Genomic DNA, 17,955 nt, shown 5'->3' on the forward strand with positions numbered 1-17,955 from the left:
CAGCTCACAGGCCCCGGCCGCTATGCGTTTCCGCCCAGGGGTGGCGGTACGGCAAGATGGGGTGTATCTGCCCACTGCCTGATTTCAAGCTGCCGGACGGTTTCTCTTGGCTGAGTTCATTTACACCATGCGCAAGGCGCGCAAGGCGCACGGCGACAAGGTGATCCTCGACGATGTCACCCTGAGCTTCCTCCCGGGTGCGAAGATCGGCGTCGTCGGCCCGAACGGCGCCGGTAAGTCCACCGTGCTGAAGATCATGGCGGGGCTGGAGCAGCCGTCGAACGGTGACGCGTTCCTCTCGCCCGGGTACAGCGTCGGCATCCTGCTGCAGGAGCCGCCGCTGAACGAGGAGAAGACCGTCCTGGAGAACGTCCAGGAGGGTGTCGCCGAGATCAAGGGCAAGCTCGACCGGTTCAACGAGATCGCCGAGCTGATGGCGACCGACTACTCCGACGCGCTGCTGGAGGAGATGGGCAAGCTCCAGGAGGAGCTCGACCACGCCGAGGCGTGGGACCTGGACGCCCAGCTCGAGCAGGCCATGGACGCCCTGGGCTGCCCGCCCGGCGACTGGTCCGTCACCAACCTCTCCGGTGGTGAGCGCCGCCGCGTCGCGCTGTGCAAGCTGCTGCTGGAGGCCCCCGACCTGCTGCTCCTCGACGAGCCCACCAACCACCTCGACGCCGAGTCGGTGAACTGGCTGGAGCAGCACCTGGCCAAGTACGCCGGCACGGTCGTGGCCATCACCCACGACCGGTACTTCCTCGACAACGTCGCCGAGTGGATCCTCGAGCTCGACCGTGGCCGTGCCTACCCGTACGAGGGCAACTACTCCACGTACCTGGAGACCAAGCAGACCCGTCTGAAGGTCGAGGGGCAGAAGGACGCCAAGCGCGCCAAGCGCCTCAAGGAGGAGCTGGAGTGGGTCCGCTCCAACGCCAAGGGGCGGCAGGCCAAGTCGAAGGCGCGTCTGGCCCGCTACGAGGAGATGGCCGCCGAAGCCGAGAAGATGCGGAAGCTGGACTTCGAGGAGATCCAGATCCCGCCGGGGCCGCGGCTGGGCAGCATCGTCGTCGAGGTCAACAACCTCCGCAAGGCCTTCGGTGAGAAGGTGCTCATCGACGACCTCTCCTTCACCCTGCCGCGCAACGGCATCGTCGGCGTCATCGGCCCGAACGGCGCCGGCAAGACCACGCTGTTCAAGATGATCCAGGGCCTGGAGACGCCGGACTCCGGCACCATCAAGGTCGGCGAGACCGTCAAGATCTCCTACGTCGACCAGAGCCGCGAGAACATCGACCCCAAGAAGACGCTGTGGGCCGTCGTCTCCGACGAGCTCGACTACATCAACGTCGGCCAGGTCGAGATGCCGTCCCGGGCCTACGTGTCCGCCTTCGGCTTCAAGGGCCCGGACCAGCAGAAGCCGGCCGGCGTGCTCTCCGGCGGTGAGCGCAACCGCCTCAACCTCGCGCTCACCCTCAAGCAGGGCGGCAACCTGCTGCTCCTCGACGAGCCCACCAACGACCTCGACGTCGAGACCCTCTCCAGCCTGGAGAACGCGCTGCTGGAGTTCCCCGGCTGCGCCGTGGTCGTCTCCCACGACCGGTGGTTCCTGGACCGCGTCGCCACGCACATCCTCGCCTACGAGGGTGACTCCAAGTGGTTCTGGTTCGAGGGCAACTTCGAGTCGTACGAGAAGAACAAGGTCGAGCGGCTCGGTCCCGACGCCGCCCGCCCGCACCGGGCCACCTACAAGAAGCTGACCCGGGGCTGATCGGTCTTGCGGCACCTCTACCGCTGCCCGCTGCGCTGGGCGGACATGGACGCGTACGGCCACGTCAACAACGTGGTGTTCCTCCGCTACCTGGAGGAAGCCCGTATCGACTTCCTGTTCCGCCCGGACAAGGACTTCCAGCAGGGGTCCGTGGTGGCGCGCCACGAGATCGACTACAAGCGGCAGCTCGTCCACCGGCACCGCCCGGTGGACATCGAGCTGTGGATCACCGAGATACGCGCCGCGTCCTTCACCATCGCCTACGAGGTGAAGGACGACGACGTGGTCTACGTGCGCGCCTCGACCGTCATCGTGCCGTTCGACTTCACGGCGCAGCGGCCCCGGCGGATCACCGACGAGGAGCGCGCGTTCCTCAAGGAGTACACGGACGACGCCTCCGGCCAGGGGGCCGTCGCCGCATGACCGTGCTGCACCTCGCCGACGAGACGGAGGCGGCCGACCTGGCCGCCTTCCTCTCCCGGCTGCTCCACTACGACCGTTCGGCCGCGGTGCGCCTGCAGGCCGCGGGCACCGCGCTGGCCGTCTTCGGGCGGCCGCCGTCCTTCGAGGTCCTGGCGATCCGCGCGGTGCGGCTGGCCAAGCCGTACGAGGACGGGCTGGACCTCACGCTCGACGTGACCGTCTCGGCCGGTGAGCTGCTGGAAGCCGTCGACGAGGCCGCGGCCACGGCGGGCGTGCCCGGCGCGGTCACCGGGCCGCCGTGGGCCGGGCTGCTGCCGCCGCGTTCGGGCTGGCAGCCGGAGGGCGGGCTGCCCGACGCGGACGCGCTGCGTTCCCTGGTGTCCGCTGCCGTCGCCGAATTCCGGTCACGGACCGAGGAGTTGGCTGCCGAACGGCGTACGCGGGCCGAACTCGACGCCATCGGGCGGGACATCTGGTCCCGGACGGTCGCGGAGACCGGGCTGCCCGTACGGGCCGTGCACGCGGCCCAGTCGCTGGGCTTCCTGCGGCCCGGTGGCGCCGTGGCGCTGCTCTCCGCCGGGGCGTGGCTGCGGCTGCGCACACCCTACGGGTCCGTCGCCGTACGGCGGTCGGGGCTCGGGGCGTTGGGGCTCAGCGTGCGCTGAGTGAACCGGCGTGCATCAGGAGTGACGACCGTGATCGGATTCCGGCGCAGGGGGCCGGAATCCGACGTCCGGGCCCGTCAGTCCGGGGTGTTCACCATCGAGCGTGCCGCGTACGTCAGGTAGTTCCACAGCGTCGTCTCGTGCTCCTCGGACAGGCCGAGTTCCTCGACGGCATCCCGCATGTGCCGCAGCCACGCGTCGTGCGCGGCCCGGTCGACGGCGAAGGGGGCGTGCCGCATCCGCAGCCGGGGATGGCCGCGGTTGTCGCTGTAGGTCGTCGGGCCGCCCCAGTACTGCATGAGGAACAGCGCCAGGCGCTCCTCGGCCGGGCCGAGGTCCTCCTCCGGGTACATGGGGCGCAGCACCGGGTCCTCGGCGACGCCCTGGTAGAAACGGTGCACCAGCCGGCGGAAGGTCTCCTCCCCGCCGACCTGCTCGAAGAAGGTCTGCTCCTGAAGCGTGCCGCGCCGAATCTCTTTCACGTCCCCCATGGTCTCAGACGGCGGGACCTAGGACGCAGGGCCTAGGGACGCCGACGGCGGCCCAGGAACGCCGACGGCACGCCCCGGCGGCACGTGTGGCGGGAAGGCGTACTCGCCGGGGGCCGTCGCGGGCCGCACAGTGGAGGCATGGGTGCGGATGCTGTCGCGGCGCGGGCCGCGCTGGTGCGGGAGATCGAGGCGAGCGGCGCCTTCGCCGCCGACCCGCGCTGGCGCGAGGCGTTCACCGCGGTCCCGCGCCACCTCTTCGTCCCGTACTACTACGTCGCCACGGTCACCGGCTACGAACGCCGCTGGGGCGAGAGCCCCGACCCCACCGCCCGCGAGCGGTGGCTGCGCGGCGCCTACGAGGACACCCCGCTGGCCACCCGGCTGCGCGACGGGGAACTCGTCTCCTCCAGCAGCCAGCCGTCCCTCATGGCGCTGATGCTGGCCGAGCTGCGGGTCGAGGACGGCCACCGGGTGCTGGAGATCGGCGCGGGCACCGGCTACAACGCGGCGCTGCTCGCGCACCGGCTCGGCGACGACCGGGTCACCACCGTCGACCTGGACCCGGAGATCACCGAGTCCGCGCGCCGCCACCTGGACGCCGCCGGGTACCACCCCCTGGTCGTCACCGGCGACGGTGCCCGCGGGGTGCCCGAGCGGGCGCCCTTCGACCGGGTGATCGCGACCTGCCAGCTCAGCGCGGTGCCACGGGCCTGGATCGCCCAGTGCCGGCCGGGTGCCCGCATCCTCGTCCCGCTGGCCACCGGGCTGATCGCGCTGACCGTCCGGGACGCCGGCCACGCGGAGGGCGCCTTCCTGGCCACCGCGGCCTACTTCGTGCCGCTGCGCGGCCAGGGCCGGGCCGACCCGGGGCCGGTCGCGCTCGGCGGGGTGCCGCGCCCGGCACGGGACGACGACCTGTTCCGCTTCCTGGTGACCCTGACCCGGGGCGTCCTCGAACCGCCCGAGGCGTACGCCCTGTGGCGGCGCGAGGGCATGCCCGGGCGCTCCCGCTACGGCATCACCGTCGAGGGCGACCGGGCCTGGGCCTGGCTCGACGACCCGGAGGGGCCGTACGCCTGGCCCCTCCCCGAAGGACGGCCCTGACCGGCGCCGGAGCGCCGGCCGCGGGGTGCGTCAGCCGCGCCGGACCGTGATGGTCGTCCACGCGCCGACGTGCACGCGGTCGCCGTCCTGCAGCGGCACCGGCACGAACGGCTGGATCGGCTCGTCCGAGCCGTTCACCGTGGTGCCGTTCGTCGAGTTCTGGTCGACGACCGCCCAGCCGCCGTCCGGCTGCTGCACCAGCACCGCGTGCTGGTGGGACACGCCCGGGTCCTCCGGCGGCACCGACAGGTCGATGTCGGGGGTCTCGCCGGTGGAGTGCCGGCGGCGGCCGATGGTGACCTGGTTGCCCCTGAGCGTGCGCTGCTGCTCCGGGGAGTACGCGGGCAGGTTGAGCCCCGCGGCCTCCGGTCCCGAGCGCTGCATCATCGCCATGAAGTACTCGCGGTCCGGACCGATGGTCGCGGTCCAGGTCGCCGGCTGCTGCGGGAACGCCGGACCGGGCGGGGGCGGCGGGGCCTGCGTCGCGCCCTGCTGGGGGTAGCCGTAGCCACCGCCCTGCGGGCCCGCGCCGGGACCGCCCGGGCCGCCGGGGGCCTGGCCGGACGGCGGGGGGATCACCCAGTCGTCCTCGCCGCCGCCGAAGGGCGGGGCGGGGCGCTGGTTCTCCTGCGGGAACGCGGGCGGGGCCGGGGGAGCGCCGGCCGACCGGTAGCCCTGGGGGGCACCCGGGTCCGTCGCACCGGGGCCGCCCGGACGGCCGGGGCCGCCGGGCCCGCCGTGCGTGGGCGGCGGCTGTCGCGAGGGGTCGGTGCCGAAGCCGGACGGGTCGGCCCCGCCCGGGCCACCCGGTCCACCGGGGCCGGGGGGCGCGCCGAAGGGCTCACGGCCGAAGGGGCCGCCCGGAGCGCCGGGGCCACCGGGACCGCCGCCCGGCCGGCCCGAGGTGTCGCGGCCGTACGGTCCGGGAGCACCGCCGGGACCGGAACCGGGGCCGCCGAAACCGCCACCAGGACCGCCGACCGGACCGCCCGGGCCACCGGAGGGACCCGAGGGCTCACGGCCGAAGGGGTCGCCGGACTGTCCGGACGGCTCACGGCCGAAGGGGTCGCCGGCCGGGCCCGAGGGCTCACGTCGGAAGGGGTCGCCGGCCGAACCCGACGGCTCGCGCCGGTACGGGTCACCCGACGGGTGCGAGGGCTCGCGGCGGAAGGGGTCGCCGGCCGGGCCACCAGGACCCGACGGGCCCGAGGGGCCGGGACCGGGCTCCCGTCCGAACGGTCCGCCCGGACCCCCGGACGTCGACCCCGGCCCACCGCCGGGGCCGCCCCGGCCACCGGGTCCGCCCTGGCCGCCGTGCCCGCCCGGTTCGCCGCCGAACGGCGGGGCCGGCGGGATCGGCTCGGCGGGCCGGTTCACCTGGGACGGCCGGGAGTGCTGGTAGTCGAAGGAGTCACGCCCGCCGAACGACGGCGGCGGAGACGGGAACCGCCCGCCGGGACCCGCGCCCGGGCCACCGGGAGCGCCCGGACCACCACCGGGGCCACCGGGCGCGCCCGGGCCGCCCGGTGCGGGCGCCGGCGGGCGCGGGGCGGCCGGGGTGTACGAGGTCGCCGTGTTGGTGAGGAAGTTCCACCGGCACTCCTCGCAGAACGGCGCACCGCCCTCGCGGGGCGTGCGGCACTGCGGGCAGAGCTCCGGCTCGGGGTCGGGCACCGAGGACAGGGGCCGGCCCGGCTGACCGGGGTGGCCCTGGTGGCCGCCCGGCGGGGGCGGCGGGAAGCCGTAGCCGCCGGCCGGGGGCGGCGGAGGGGGCGGTGGCACGGCACCGGCCATGCGGTGACCGCAGACCTCGCACCAGTCGTCGGAACCCGACTGGTGTCCGTTCGGGCAGGTCGGCATGTCGGCGCTTCCCCCTCTCCTTCGGTGTCCTGCTGGGTACGGTCAGGTCACTTCTTTACACGAACAGTCTTGGTGGACCGGGTCTCGAGGGTCATTTCGTCAGCCTCCGCGACCTTCGCCTTCAACCGCACAGTACCCGTCGCGGCATCGACCACGTCCACCACCTTCGCAAGCAGTTTCGCAGTATCGGCGTTGCCGGAAGCGCTTGCGAGCTGAACGGCCCTGCCCAGTTTGGCCGTTGCTCCGTCCCTGTCGCCCGCCTTGCGGAGGTCCAGGCCCTGCTGGATGGTCCTCGCCAGCTCGGCCTGGCCGGTGTAGTGCGCGACCTGGGGGTTGAGGGAGGTGGAGGCGGCCACGTCGTCGGTCCACACGGCCCGGACCAGGCCCTGGGCGCCGAGGCTCTGCGCGCTGTCCGTGCCGGGCTGCGGGACGACCAGCGAGACGCGGGCGGCCAGCATCTCCTGGCCGATGTGGGCGGGCGGGACCTCGACGCACACGTGGTAGTCGCGGGACTCGTCGCCCCAGGAGCCGGTGGGGTAGTCGCCGGAGCGGGGCCCGGACTCGGTGCGGCGGCCGGTCAGGTCCTCGACGGCCGGGGCGACCTGCTTGACGAACCGCACGGTCGTGCCGACCGGGGTCCACAGCCGCAGCGCGACGTCCGCGACCTCCTTGCCCATGGCCGTCTCCATCATCCGCGTGAAGTCGGCGGCCAGGCCCGCCGGGTCGGCGACGATGTCGGCGGTGCCGAGCAGCGCGGAGGCGATCCCTGTGACTTCTTTCACTTCCCAGTCGGTGCCCACACCTCGTGCGTCGCAGGTGAAGCGGCCGGCGCAGTCGTCGAGTGCGGCCTTGAGGTCCTGCGGCGACTCGTGCTCGTTGCGGCCGTCGGTGAGCAGGATGCCGTGGCGGATGGCGACGTCGGCCGAGGACAGCAGCCGGTCGGCGAGGCGCAGCCAGGTGCCGATGGCGGTGCCGCCGCCCGCGTGGAGCCGGCGCAGCGCCTGCTTGGCCTGCTCGCGGGTGGCCGCGTCGGCGACCGCGAGGCGCCCGCCGCCGGGGTAGACCTCCTTGGCCACGTGGGTGCCGGCGATCACCGCGAAGTGCACGCCGTCGCGCAGGGTGTCCACGGCGGCGGCCGTGGCGTCGCGGGCGTTGCGCATCTTGGCGGGCGGGTAGTCCATGGAGCCCGAGCAGTCGACCATGAGCGCCACGGCGGCCGACGGGCCCCGGCTCGCCGCGTACAGGTGCGGGGCGCCGACCGCACCGCCGACCGTGCCGCCGCCGGTGGCGGTGACCGTGACGATCGCGTTCACCTCGCGCCCGCCCTCGGGCAGGTACTCGTTCTGGTAGACGTCCACCGCGAACTGCGGCACGTTCGGTTTCGCGAAATTGGCCATGCCCACATCCCCCTTGAAGGCCCCGCGGCGGCCGCGGAGTGACGACTCCTCCCGCCCCGGTCCCCTCCGGGACGGTGAGGTTTCCCCGTTCTGTGCGGGTCGCTCAGGCCGATCCTGCCCCTTGCGGCGGCGCCGGGAACGGGACGACGGCCACTGTTACGTTGTCGTGGCCCCCGCCGTCCAGGGCGTGCCCGACGAGGACCCGGGCGCTGTGCAGGGGGCGTACGGCGGCGTCGCGGGGGACGGCCCCGGCCATCTCCTCGGCCGCCTCGGCGTAGTTCCACAGGCCGTCGGTGCAGACCACGACCACCCCGGGCCGGTCCGGTTTGAACGCGGCGGTGTGCGGCTCCAGTTCGTAGGCGTCGGCGCCGAGCCAGCCGGTGATCGCGTGGGCGCGCTCGTCGGCGTACGCCTCGGCCTCGCTCATCAGGCCGGCGGCGACCATCTGCGCGGCCCAGGAGTCGTCCTCGGTGAGCCGGGCGGCGGGGGAGCGGTCGTCCGGGATCCAGTAGGCGCGGCTGTCGCCGACCCAGCCGACGACCAGCAGGCCGGCGGTGACGACCGAGCCGACGAACGTGCAGGCGGGGGCGTTCTGGTGCGGGGCGTGCTCGCGGGCCGTGGCCGGTTCGGCGGCCAGCGCGTCGACGGCGCGGGCGGCGGCGACGATGGCGTCGTGCATGGCCTGCTGCGGGTGGGTGCCGTGGGCCAGGGCGGCCACCAGGGAGTCGCAGGCGGTGCGGGAGGCGGCGAGCGAGGCGTCGTCGGGGCGGGTCGCGGAGGACACGCCGTCGCAGACGATCGCCACGGTCGCGTGCGTGCCGTCGGGCAGCGCGGTGTGGCCGAGGGCGAAGGCGTCTTCGTTGCGGTGGTGGCGCAGTCCGCGGTCGCTCACGGCGGCGACCGGGCCGAACTCCTGCTCCAGGTGGTCGCGTTCGCGTGGCTGCGCGTGCCCGCAGTTCTCGCAGTAGCCGTCGCCGTCGACCCGGCCCGCGCGGCAGGCCACGCACACGGGGACGGGCCCGGCGTCCGGCGCGGTGTCGGCGGTGACGCGCGGGTCGGGCGCCTGGAGCGGGTACTCGTCGGGCTCGGGCGCCCGGTCGAACCGCACGCCGGGGGTGGGCGCGGGCGACGGCGCGGCCGCGGACGCCGACGGTACGGCGGCGGCAGGCGGCGCGGTGGGCGTCTGCGGTGCGGGGGCGGGCAGGGGCTCGGCCGCGGTGGCGGGCGGGCCCTGGGGGGCGTCCGGGAGCGCCGCGCCGTTCATCGCGAGCGTCGGGTGGTCGGGCGGGGGCGGCGGCACGGCGGACAGGTCGTACCCGCACGCGCCGCAGAAGCGGTCACCCGATTCGAGCGGCTCGGCACAGCTCGGGCACTTCGACAGCGCGGCCTGCCGGGGCATCTGCGACATCAACTACACCCACGTCCGGGGGCGGTAACGGTTGGCACGTTCCACCAGATCGATCCTCTCCTCACCGCCGGGCGCGAGCCGGGCCAGCGTGCGGTACGAACGCTCCAGTCCGAAGCGCAGGCCCCGCTCGTCCAGTTCACTGCCGAGCAGCGTGCGCCGGGCGTCCGGGGCGGCGTCGCGGCCACCGGAGAGTATCCAGTCCAGCGCGCTGCCGAGGACTTCGGCGGACAACTGCTCGCGCCGCGTGGGGTCGAGGCCGTAGGCGTCCAGCGCCTCGACCTGGGCCGCCGCGGCGGTGAGGTCCTCCAGGAAGGGTACGTCCCCGGCGGTGGCCGTCCGTTGCCGCAGCCGGGCCCGCACGGCGGCGACCCGGGCGGCGACGCAGTGGACGGACGACTCCGGCACCGACTCCAGCGTCCGTACGGCGGCCCGGCGGTCCCCGGCGGCGAGCTGCACGCGCGCGAGACCGAACGCGGCGCTCACATGGCTCGGGTCGGTCGCCCAGACCAGCCGGTAGTACTCGGCGGCGTTGTCGAGCTGGTGCAGCAGCTCGGCGCACAGGCCGAGGGCCAGCTTCGGCACGGGTTCACCCGGGAACGCGTCGTAGATCGCGTCGAAGGCGAGGGCGGCGCCCTCGTGGTCGCCGGTGACCAGGGCGCTCACCCCCCGGTACCAGACGACCCGCCAGTCGTCGGGCCGTTCGGCCTCCAGCGTCGCCAGGGTGGCGAGGGCGTCCTCGAGGTCGCCGTTCTCCAGCCGGGCGCGCACCTGCCGCAGCCGGGTCTCCACGGAGGGCGCGGGCGCCGCCGCGAGCGCGGTGAGCAGCTCGCCCGGCGCGGTGGTCACCAGGCCCGCGAGGAAACCGGCGTTGGGGTCGGCGGGGTCGACGTGCGGCACGGGCAGGGCGAGCGCGGCGGCACCGGCGTCGACGGGTCTGACCAGCCCGGACACCGCACCGGCGCGGCCGGTGCTGCCGGCGCCGCCCGGCTGCGGGGCGAGGGGCCGTCCGGTCCGGTCCGTGCGCGCCCCCAGCCGGGACACCTCCCCGTCCAGGCGCGGGAACAGCTCCGTGTCCGTCACCCGGGTCTCCGGCCCGAACAGCGTGGACAGCGCGGGGCGCGCCCGCCCCGTCTGCAGGGAGACGACCTCGCGGAGCACGCCCGTGAGCTGCTCGGCCATCTCCTGCGCGGAGGCGAACCGGCGAGCCGGGTCGGGGTCGGTGGCGCGCACCAGCAGCCGGTAGAACGACTCGTAGGCGCGGAACACCTCGATGTGGTCGGGGTCGGGCAGGGCGTCCGCGTAGACGGAGGTGTAGCCCTGGAAGTCGAAGGTGAGGACGGCGAGGGTGCGGCCGACCGTGTAGAGGTCGGACGCCACGGACGGCCCGGCGTCGGCGACCTCGGGGGCCTGGTAGCCCACCGTGCCGTAGATCGCCGACTCGGCGTCGTCCATGCGGCGCACGGCGCCCATGTCGATCAGCTTGAGCTGGTCCTCGGTCTGGATGGCGTTGTCGACCTTGAAGTCGCAGTACAGCAGGTTGCGGCTGTGCAGGTGGCCGAGCGCCTCCAGCGCCTCGATGCCGTAGGCGCAGGCCTGCTCCACGGGCAGCGGGTCGCGCCGGCCGTCGGGCGTGCGGCGGGCGTTGGCGATCTCCTTGAGGGACTTGCCGCCGACGTACTCCATGACGATGTACCCGTCCAGCGACCCGGTCCGCTGGTCGAGGTGCTCGACGAAGTTGTAGATCCGCACGATGTTGGCGTGCTCGATCTCGGCGAGGAAGCGTCGCTCGGAGATCGCGGCGGCCATCGCGTCCTGGTCGCCGGTGTCCAGCAGGCCCTTGAGGACGACCCACCGGTCGGAGACCGCGCGGTCCACGGCGAGGTAGATCCAGCCGAGCCCGCCGTGCGCCAGACAGCCCATGACCTCGTACTGGCCGTGCACGACGTCGCCGGCCTTCAGCTTCGGCACGAACGAGTAGGGGTGGCCGCACTTGGTGCAGAAGCCCTCGGTGCGCCCCGGCAGCTCCCCGCGCGAACGGCCCACCGGCGCACCGCAGTCGGAGCGGGAGCAGAACCGCTTGCGTTCGGGCACCTCCGGGTCGTCCAGCACCATCGCGCGCGGGTCGGGGCGCGGCACCTGGGGCACCGACACCAGTCCGGCGCCGAGCCGGGCCCGCCCGGAGGAGCCGGCCGAGGAGCCGGAGCTGCGCACCGACACCGAGCGGCCGGTCGACGCGCCCGACAGCTCGCGCGACAGGCGGCCCGACACCGAGCGCCGTGACCGCGCCGACTGCGAGGCCGTGCGCGAGGAGCGCGCGGAGCGAGAACTGCCGCTGTCCGGACCGCTCTTGCCGCCGCCGACATGGGTGGGCGCGGAGCGGGCCAGGCCGCTGCCGGAGACCACCGGGGCGAGCCCGCAGGTGCCGCAGTACAGCTCGCCGCCGCCCATGTCCTCGTACGACCCCTCGCAGCCCGGCCGCTGGCACGGCTGCCCCGCCTGACTCATGGCGTCTGCTCCCCCCTGCCCTCGTGGCCCCCGTGTCCGCTGTGGCTGCCGTGGCCGTCCTGCGGCCCGCCCTGCCCCGGCACCCGCGGGGTGCCGAGCTGTTCGGCGGCGGCCTGCTGGTAGCGCAGCACGGCCTGTTCGGCGACGCGCAGGTCGCACGGCGCGCTCCACAGCATGCGGCGCGCCGCGTCGTACCGCTCGACCAGGAACGGGTCCTCCGCCAGGCCGTGCCGGGCGACCTTCGCCTTGTAGGCGTCGAGGCGGCCGCGCAGCTCCGCGCGGACCGCGAGCGGCGCGGTGACCGCGGTCAACGACTCGCGGGCGCGCAGCAGTTCGTCCTCGGCCTTCTCCTCCAGCGACTCCAGGAGCGGGGACAGCCGGTGCCACTGGCCCTGCCGGCGGTACTCGGCGGCGGTCGCGAGCTGCTCCTGGAGCGCGGTGGGCGGGCCGCTGACCACCGGCACCTCGGTGGCGGCGATCTTGGCCAGCACCTCACCGCGCGCGGTGCGCGCCTCGGCGAGGGTGCGGTCGGCGCGGGAGAGGACGTCGCGCAGGTGCACCAGCCGCTTCTCCGCGTCCTGACGCACCGTCAGCACCGCGTCGATCTCGCGGCGCACGTCCTCCAGAGCCCGCGCCTCCCGGTCGTACACCGTGGTGTCGGGCCGGCCGCCGCCCGGCGCGGAACTGCCCTGCGCGGGCACCCAGAAGGCCAGCGGGTCGGAGATGACCCGGGCGCGCAGCGCGGTCAGCGTGCGGGTGATGCCCTCCAGGTCGTCGCCCGAGGGGTGTTCGCCCGGGCGCACACCGACGGAGTGCGCGAGCTGCCGGGTGCGCTGGAGTTCCGCGGCCAGCAGGTCGATCCGCGCGGGCAGAGCCGACCACACCGCGTCGGCGGCGACCACCACGTCCAGCGAGGACGCGTACAGCTCGTTCATCCGGTCCACCAGCGCGGCCAGCGTGAAGCGGTGGCTGAGCCGGCCGGTGCCGTGCAGCGTGGACGCGTGGGCGACGGAGCCGGCGGAGTCGGCGACCGTGACGCTCTCGCCGCGCAGCAGCTCCGTCAGCTCCACCAGGTCCTCGCGGCTGGACCAGCGGCGGCGCGAGCGGATGTCCCGGGCGGTGCGCAGCGCGTCCGTGTAGGCGTCGAAATACGTCCACAGCAGCGTGATGGACGCCTCCGTGGCCGTCCAGCGCTCCTGGGTCACGCCCGTCAGCTCGGCGCCCTCCAGGAGCCGGCGGCCCGCGTGGTCCTGGAGGGCGAGCAGCGAGGTCTCGATCGCCTCGTGCTCCTGGCCGAGCCGCGCCAGCGCACGGTCCACCTCGTCCCGGTCCATCACCGGCCCGGCGGGGTCCGTGACGCCCATCGATCACCTCTCGCTGCTGTGTAAGTCCTCGTGTCTGCCCTGGCCGTGCGCCGGTCCCGCCCGGTGCGCTCCCCGCCCTCCTGTGCCCTGCCGTCAGCCCGTGCGCAGGTACCGGGGCACGGGCGGCCGCGACGCGGTCGCGTCCTTCCCCAGTGTGGCCGACAGCCAGGTGTCGTACGACGCCTGCCAGCCGTTCGCGCGGTACTCCACCAGGATCTGATTGACCCGGCGTACCAGATCGTCCGCGTCCTTCTTCATCGCCACGCCGTAGTACTCCGTGGTGAACGGCGCGCCCTTGAGCGTGACCGTCGGGTCCTGCGCGGCCTGGCTGGCGGCGAGCGCGCCGTCGGTCACCACCGCGTCCGCCTCGCCGAGTTGGAGCCGCACGAGGCAGTCGAGCTGGTTGGGCACGGTGAGGGAGATGTCCGCGGACGCGGGCAGCCGGCCCGTCCTGCGGTCCTCCGTGAGCTGGGTGTTGGCGGTCGAACCGGCCGCCGTGCACACCTTCTGGTGCGCCAGCGAGGCATAGCCGGTGATCGGCGACGACCGGGGGGCGAGCACCTGCTGGCCGGTCCTGAAGTACGGCGCGGAGAAGGCCACTTCGCCCAGCCGGTTGCAGGTGATGGTCATGGTGCGCACCACCATGTCCACCCGGCCCTGCTGGATCGCCGGGACGCGCTGGTCGGTGGGGATCGCCTTGAACTGGACGGCGTCCGGGTCGCCGAGGATGTCCTGGGCGATCCGGTGGACCAGGTCGATGTCGAAGCCCTCGAGCTGGGCGCCGGCGTTGTTGGGGTTGCGGTAGCCCCAGCGGTAGCTGTTCTGGTCGACGCCTACGATCAGCTTGCGCTTCTCGCCCTGGCGGGCCTTGATCCTGCTGATCGTCGGCCCGTCGGCGCCGGACGGCGCGAGGGTCTGCTGCTCCGGCGCGGTGCAGTGCTCGTGGGCCGCCGTGCTGCCCTGCCCGGCGGCCCCGCCGTCCCGTTCGGGGCCCTCGCCGTGCGCCCCGGCCCGCGGCAGCAGCAGCACGAACGCCAGCGCGAGGGCGCAGGCGAGTGCCATCGCGCCGACCCCGCCCCAGCCGCGGGGGAGACGGCGGCGCAACCCTGTCCGGCCGGTGACGCCCCCCAGCCCGGCCCGCCCGCGCCGCGTACGCCTCTCTGTGATCACCGCGCCCCCTCTCACCGGTACTCCGACAGCCGTCGGCCGATGCCGGCGACCGCGCCAGCCGCCGCGAGGACGGCGAGCACGGCGGCGCCGGCCGGCAGGCCGGTCAGGGCGTCCCGACCGTCGCCGGCCGCCCGCAGGAACTGGCGCTGCTCGTGGGCGAGCGCCGTGTCGAGGTGGTCGTCGACGCTGTCGAAGCAGTCGCCGGTCGATCCCTCGGCGCCGATCACCAGCGCCAGCGCCTGCTGGTAGTTGCCGTTGTCGTCCTGGTCGCGGGCGGCGGCGTGCCGACGGCGCCACTCGGTCATGTTGCCCTCGGCCGCGGTGACCGGCTGCCTGCCGGCGCGGTCGTCGGCCAGGTCGGCGGCCCGGTCCAGGCCCTTGGCCAGGAGAGCCATGTCGGTGGTGAAGTCGTGGTCGTAACGGTCGACCGTCCGTTCCTTGCCGTCCGCGGTCACCTTCACCGTCTCGGCGCCGCGGGACACCAGGGTGAGGTTCTCGTTGCCGCGCGCCTTCAGGGAGGCGACCCGGGCGTCGTGCAGGACGTCCATCGAGCGGACGCCGTGGTCGTAGGAGTCGTCCAGGCCGGCGCGGGCGACGCTGTGCCCGACGACCAGCCAGAGCAGGACGATCCCGGTGGCCGCCGTGGCCGCGACCAGGCCGTGGTTGAGGACCCGGTTCGTGCGGCGGTAGGTGCGGTGCTGCGCCCAGGCCAGCGCGGCGAGCGCGAGGACGCCGAGCGCGATCGCCGCCCACGGGTAGGGCGTGGCGTCCGCGTAGTCGTGCTCCAGCCGCTGGTTCTCCTTCTGGTACAGCTTCTCCGCGGCCGGCAGCATCTCCTGCTGCATCTTCTCGTTGGCGTAGCGCAGGTAGGCGCCGCCCACCGGGAAGCCCTGCCGGTTGTAGGTGCGGGCGCGCTCCACCAGGCCCTTGTACTCCGGCAGCAGGGTGTTGAGCCGGGTGATCGACGCGGCGGAGGGCGAGCCGGGGTCGGAGCTCTCCGCGGCGGTGACGAGTCCGGCCGCCGCGGTGTCGATGTCCCGCTCGTACCGGTCGCGGGTCCCGGCGCTCTCCTGGCCGCCCGCCAGGAAGCCGCTGGAGGCGGCCGTGTTGGCGTCCGCGAGGGAGCGGTAGATGTCGGCCGCCGCCGAGCTGAGCGGCTGGCTCTTGTGCAGCACGTCGTCGGCGGCGGCCGCGCGGTCGGTGGTCTGCCAGGCGGCGACGGAGCCGAAGGCGAGGACGAGCAGGGCGAGCACGGCGCCGAGGGCGCGCAGCCGCCCCGGCTCGGTGGTGGCGGCCGCCCGCAGCCGGTCCAGGCCCTCGGCGAACGCCGTACGGCGAGGCGGCGGCGGTGCCGCGGTGATCGTCGGCGTCATGGCCACTGCCTGACCTCCCCCATGGTCACGTCCCGCGGCAAAGTATCGCTGCCGCGACCGGCGGTGCGAACCCCGCGTCGCGGGATCTCGGTGCGATCGCGGCCCCCTTGTCCATGAATACGCGCAGAACGGGGGTTCGGTTCCTCGGGGGAGGCCAGGAGCGTTCCGCGCACCGGCCGGGTGGACGGCCGGTCTCAGGGGCTGGTCAGGACCACCAGCCGCTGGGTGGCCCGGGTCATCGCCACGTAGCGGTCGACCGCGCCGCGCACGCCCCCGCCGAACCGCTGCGGGTCCACGAGGACGACCAGGTCGAACTCGAGGCCCTTGGACAGCTCGGGGGTGAGGGAGCGCACCCGCGCCGTCTCCCGGAACGCCGGGTCGCCGATGACGCACGCGACACCCTCGTCGTGGTCGGCGAGCCAGGCGTCGAGGAGGGCGTCCCGCTCGGCCACCGGGGCGTGCAGGACCGGAACGCCGGTGCTGCGCACGGACGTCGGCACGTTGGCGTCCGGCAGCGCGGCCCGGATCACCGGCTCGGCCTCGGCCATCACCTCTTGCGGCGTGCGGTAGTTGATGCCGAGGGAGGCCACCTCGACCCGGTCGAGCCCGACCCGCGCCAGCCGTTCCCGCCACGACTCGGTGAATCCGTCACGGGCCTGCGCCCGGTCGCCGACCACGGTGAAGCTCCCGGACGGGCAGCGCAGCCGCAGCATCTGCCACTCGGCGTCGGTCAGTTCCTGCGCCTCGTCCACCACGACGTGCGCGAACGGGCCCGCCAGCAGGTCGGGTTCGGCGACCGGCGGCCCGTCCACCGGGACCAGGCTGTTCTGCAGGTCCTGCCCGGTCAGCATGGTCATCAGCATGGACTGCCAGTCGTCGTCGGCGCGGACCAGGTTCTCGGTGACCTGCGCCCGGTAGGCGCGTTCGGCCTCGGCCGCGGCCTCCTGCCGGCGCCGGCGCCGGGACGCGCGGGGGTCCCCGAGGCGCTGGCGTGCCGCGTCCAGCAGCGGCAGGTCGGACACCGTCCACGCCTGCGGCTCGGCCCGCTGAAGCCGCCGCACCTCCTCGCGGGACAGCCAGGGCGCGCACAGCCGCAGGTACGCCGGCACCGACCACAGGTCCCCGACGAGGTCGGCCGCCTCCAGCAGCGGCCACGCCCGGCCGAGGGCCGCGGTCAGCTCCCCGTCGGCCGCGAGGGCCCGGCGGAAGTGCTGCGGCGGGACGTCGCCCCGGTAGCGGTCGTACAGGATCTCGACCAGCTTGTCCCACACCTGGTCGCGCCCCTCGTTGTGCGGGGTGCCGGGTTCCGGCGCGTCGAACGCCTCGGCCCAGTCGACGGCGCTCAGCCGCAGTTCGGACCGGTCGACGGTGACCGTCAGCGGCTCGGTGGGCGGCTCCTCGTAGAACGCGACCGCCTTCTCGATCGCCCGCACCAGGTCCGCGGACGCCTTCAGCCGGGCCACCTCCGGGTCGCCCTCCTCGGTCGCGGCGGCGCCCTCGGGCACCAGGTCCCGCAGGAGGCAGGTCTGCACGCCCTCCTCGCCGAGGCTGGGCAGCACGTCCGAGACGTACGTGAGGTACGGCCGGTGCGGGCCGACGAACAGCACCCCGCCCCTGCGGTGCCCGAGGCGCGGGTCGGAGTAGAGCAGGTGGGCGGTGCGGTGCAGGGCGACGACGGTCTTGCCCGTGCCGGGGCCGCCGTCGACCACGAGGGTGCCGCGCGACCCGGCCCGGATGATGGCGTCCTGGTCGGCCTGGATGGTGGCCAGCACGTCCCGCATGCGCTCGGAGCGGTGGCCGCCCAGGCTCGCGACGAACGCCGACTGGTCGTCCAGCGCGGCGCGTCCGTCCAGGCCGTCGGCGGTGAACACCTCGTCCCAGTAGTCGGTGATCCGGCCGTCGGTCCAGCGGTACCGGCGGCGGCTGGCCAGGCCCATGGGCCGGGCGTGGGTGGCCGCGAAGAACGGTTCGGCCGCCGGGGAGCGCCAGTCGATCAGCAGCCGGCGGCCGTGGCCGTCGGTCAGGCCGAGCCGTCCGACGTACACCGGCTCGTCGGGCCGGTCCGCCGGGACCATCCGGCCCAGGCACAGGTCGAGGCCGAAGCGGCGCAGGGTGCGCAGCCGGGCGCTGAGCCGGTGCACCTCCAGGTCCCGGTCCATCGCCTGCTGCCCGGTGCCGCCCGGGTTCCTCAGCTCGGCTCCGAGCCGCTCCGCCAGTTCGGCGATCGTCTCCTCCAGGCTCCGGGCGACGTCCGCGAAGTGCCGCTCGTCAGCGGCGATCAGCGCCGGGTCGGCCTTGGCGGAGAGCCGGCCGGGCAGGTCGAACGGGCCCTGTCCCGGCTGGTGCGTGTGTCCCGACCGTTCCGACAAAAGCGCGCACACGTCGTGAGTACCTCATTCCCGCAGGATCTGGCCGGATCCGGCC

At 74.4% G+C, this 17,955-nt stretch carries 13 protein-coding genes; 4 read left to right on the forward strand and 9 right to left on the reverse strand.

The window, feature by feature from the left end:
* The first annotated feature begins 106 nt into the window (after positions 1-106).
* From ettA to E4U92_RS00380, 3 genes are read left to right on the forward strand one after another with little or no spacing between them, the layout of a single operon-like run.
* The gene (gene ettA / locus E4U92_RS00370; protein ID WP_137298189.1) at positions 107-1,771 is read left to right on the forward strand and encodes an energy-dependent translational throttle protein EttA; all 1,665 of its coding nucleotides are present in this window, start codon (positions 107-109) and stop codon (positions 1,769-1,771) included.
* A gap of 6 nt (positions 1,772-1,777) precedes the next feature.
* Positions 1,778-2,194, forward strand: coding sequence for an acyl-CoA thioesterase (locus E4U92_RS00375; protein ID WP_067236435.1), 417 nt, complete (start codon positions 1,778-1,780; stop codon positions 2,192-2,194).
* Positions 2,191-2,859 (forward strand): DUF8185 domain-containing protein, encoded by a 669-nt coding sequence (locus E4U92_RS00380; RefSeq protein ID WP_137298190.1) that lies wholly within the window; start codon positions 2,191-2,193, stop codon positions 2,857-2,859. Before E4U92_RS00375 ends, E4U92_RS00380 begins: the two co-directional genes overlap by 4 nt.
* 77 nt (positions 2,860-2,936) lie before the next feature.
* Here the strand turns inward: E4U92_RS00380 and E4U92_RS00385 are convergent, their stop codons facing one another.
* Complete coding sequence (locus E4U92_RS00385; RefSeq protein ID WP_137298191.1) at positions 2,937-3,350, reverse strand: globin; 414 nt, start codon at positions 3,348-3,350, stop codon at positions 2,937-2,939.
* Between the two features lie 138 nt (positions 3,351-3,488).
* Here E4U92_RS00385 and E4U92_RS00390 point away from each other — a divergent pair, with 138 nt between their 5' ends.
* The gene (locus E4U92_RS00390) at positions 3,489-4,454 is read left to right on the forward strand and encodes a methyltransferase domain-containing protein (RefSeq protein WP_137298192.1); all 966 of its coding nucleotides are present in this window, start codon (positions 3,489-3,491) and stop codon (positions 4,452-4,454) included.
* 30 nt (positions 4,455-4,484) lie between these two features.
* On the opposite strand, the gene E4U92_RS00395 is transcribed toward E4U92_RS00390, so the two are convergent.
* From E4U92_RS00395 to helR, 8 genes are all read right to left on the reverse strand, one after another.
* Positions 4,485-6,314, reverse strand: a complete 1,830-nt coding sequence (locus E4U92_RS00395) for an FHA domain-containing protein (protein WP_137298193.1) — start codon at positions 6,312-6,314, stop codon at positions 4,485-4,487.
* Positions 6,315-6,361: 47 nt separating this feature from the next.
* Entirely contained in the window at positions 6,362-7,711 is a 1,350-nt protein-coding gene (locus tag E4U92_RS00400; RefSeq protein WP_137298194.1) for a vWA domain-containing protein, read from the reverse strand.
* 103 nt (positions 7,712-7,814) lie between these two features.
* Positions 7,815-9,119, reverse strand: coding sequence for a PP2C family protein-serine/threonine phosphatase (locus tag E4U92_RS00405; protein WP_137298195.1), 1,305 nt, complete (start codon positions 9,117-9,119; stop codon positions 7,815-7,817).
* Positions 9,120-9,122: 3 nt separating this feature from the next.
* The gene (locus tag E4U92_RS00410; RefSeq protein ID WP_137298196.1) at positions 9,123-11,624 is read right to left on the reverse strand and encodes a serine/threonine-protein kinase; all 2,502 of its coding nucleotides are present in this window, start codon (positions 11,622-11,624) and stop codon (positions 9,123-9,125) included.
* Positions 11,621-12,988: a coiled-coil domain-containing protein gene (locus E4U92_RS00415; RefSeq protein WP_137298197.1), complete on the reverse strand. Its 1,368-nt coding sequence runs from the start codon at positions 12,986-12,988 to the stop codon at positions 11,621-11,623. The genes E4U92_RS00410 and E4U92_RS00415 overlap by 4 nt, the downstream gene beginning before the upstream one ends.
* 93 nt (positions 12,989-13,081) lie before the next feature.
* Complete coding sequence (locus E4U92_RS00420) at positions 13,082-14,050, reverse strand: glutamate ABC transporter substrate-binding protein (RefSeq protein ID WP_137298198.1); 969 nt, start codon at positions 14,048-14,050, stop codon at positions 13,082-13,084.
* Between the two features lie 119 nt (positions 14,051-14,169).
* Positions 14,170-15,531 (reverse strand): hypothetical protein, encoded by a 1,362-nt coding sequence (locus E4U92_RS00425; protein WP_137298199.1) that lies wholly within the window; start codon positions 15,529-15,531, stop codon positions 14,170-14,172.
* Between the two features lie 194 nt (positions 15,532-15,725).
* Positions 15,726-17,912 (reverse strand): RNA polymerase recycling motor ATPase HelR, encoded by a 2,187-nt coding sequence (helR, locus tag E4U92_RS00430; RefSeq protein ID WP_229863444.1) that lies wholly within the window; start codon positions 17,910-17,912, stop codon positions 15,726-15,728.
* Positions 17,913-17,955: the final 43 nt, after the last annotated feature.

Origin of the sequence: Streptomyces galbus (genome assembly GCF_005280195.1) — a bacterium.
Taxonomy (GTDB): Bacteria; Actinomycetota; Actinomycetes; order Streptomycetales; family Streptomycetaceae; genus Streptomyces; species Streptomyces galbus.

Bases quoted from the DNA above. Each gene is read 5' to 3' on its own strand.
- E4U92_RS00395 (WP_137298193.1), bottom strand. From the start codon at position 6,314: ATGCCGACCTGCCCGAACGGACACCAGTCGGGTTCCGACGACTGGTGC.
- E4U92_RS00385 (WP_137298191.1), bottom strand. From the start codon at position 3,350: ATGGGGGACGTGAAAGAGATTCGGCGCGGCACGCTTCAGGAGCAGACC.
- E4U92_RS00425 (WP_137298199.1), bottom strand. From the start codon at position 15,531: ATGACGCCGACGATCACCGCGGCACCGCCGCCGCCTCGCCGTACGGCG.
- E4U92_RS00415 (WP_137298197.1), bottom strand. From the start codon at position 12,988: ATGGGCGTCACGGACCCCGCCGGGCCGGTGATGGACCGGGACGAGGTG.
- E4U92_RS00400 (WP_137298194.1), bottom strand. From the start codon at position 7,711: ATGGCCAATTTCGCGAAACCGAACGTGCCGCAGTTCGCGGTGGACGTC.
- E4U92_RS00420 (WP_137298198.1), bottom strand. From the start codon at position 14,050: ATGGCACTCGCCTGCGCCCTCGCGCTGGCGTTCGTGCTGCTGCTGCCG.
- E4U92_RS00410 (WP_137298196.1), bottom strand. From the start codon at position 11,624: ATGAGTCAGGCGGGGCAGCCGTGCCAGCGGCCGGGCTGCGAGGGGTCG.
- E4U92_RS00405 (WP_137298195.1), bottom strand. From the start codon at position 9,119: ATGTCGCAGATGCCCCGGCAGGCCGCGCTGTCGAAGTGCCCGAGCTGT.
- E4U92_RS00390 (WP_137298192.1), top strand. From the start codon at position 3,489: ATGGGTGCGGATGCTGTCGCGGCGCGGGCCGCGCTGGTGCGGGAGATC.
- E4U92_RS00380 (WP_137298190.1), top strand. From the start codon at position 2,191: ATGACCGTGCTGCACCTCGCCGACGAGACGGAGGCGGCCGACCTGGCC.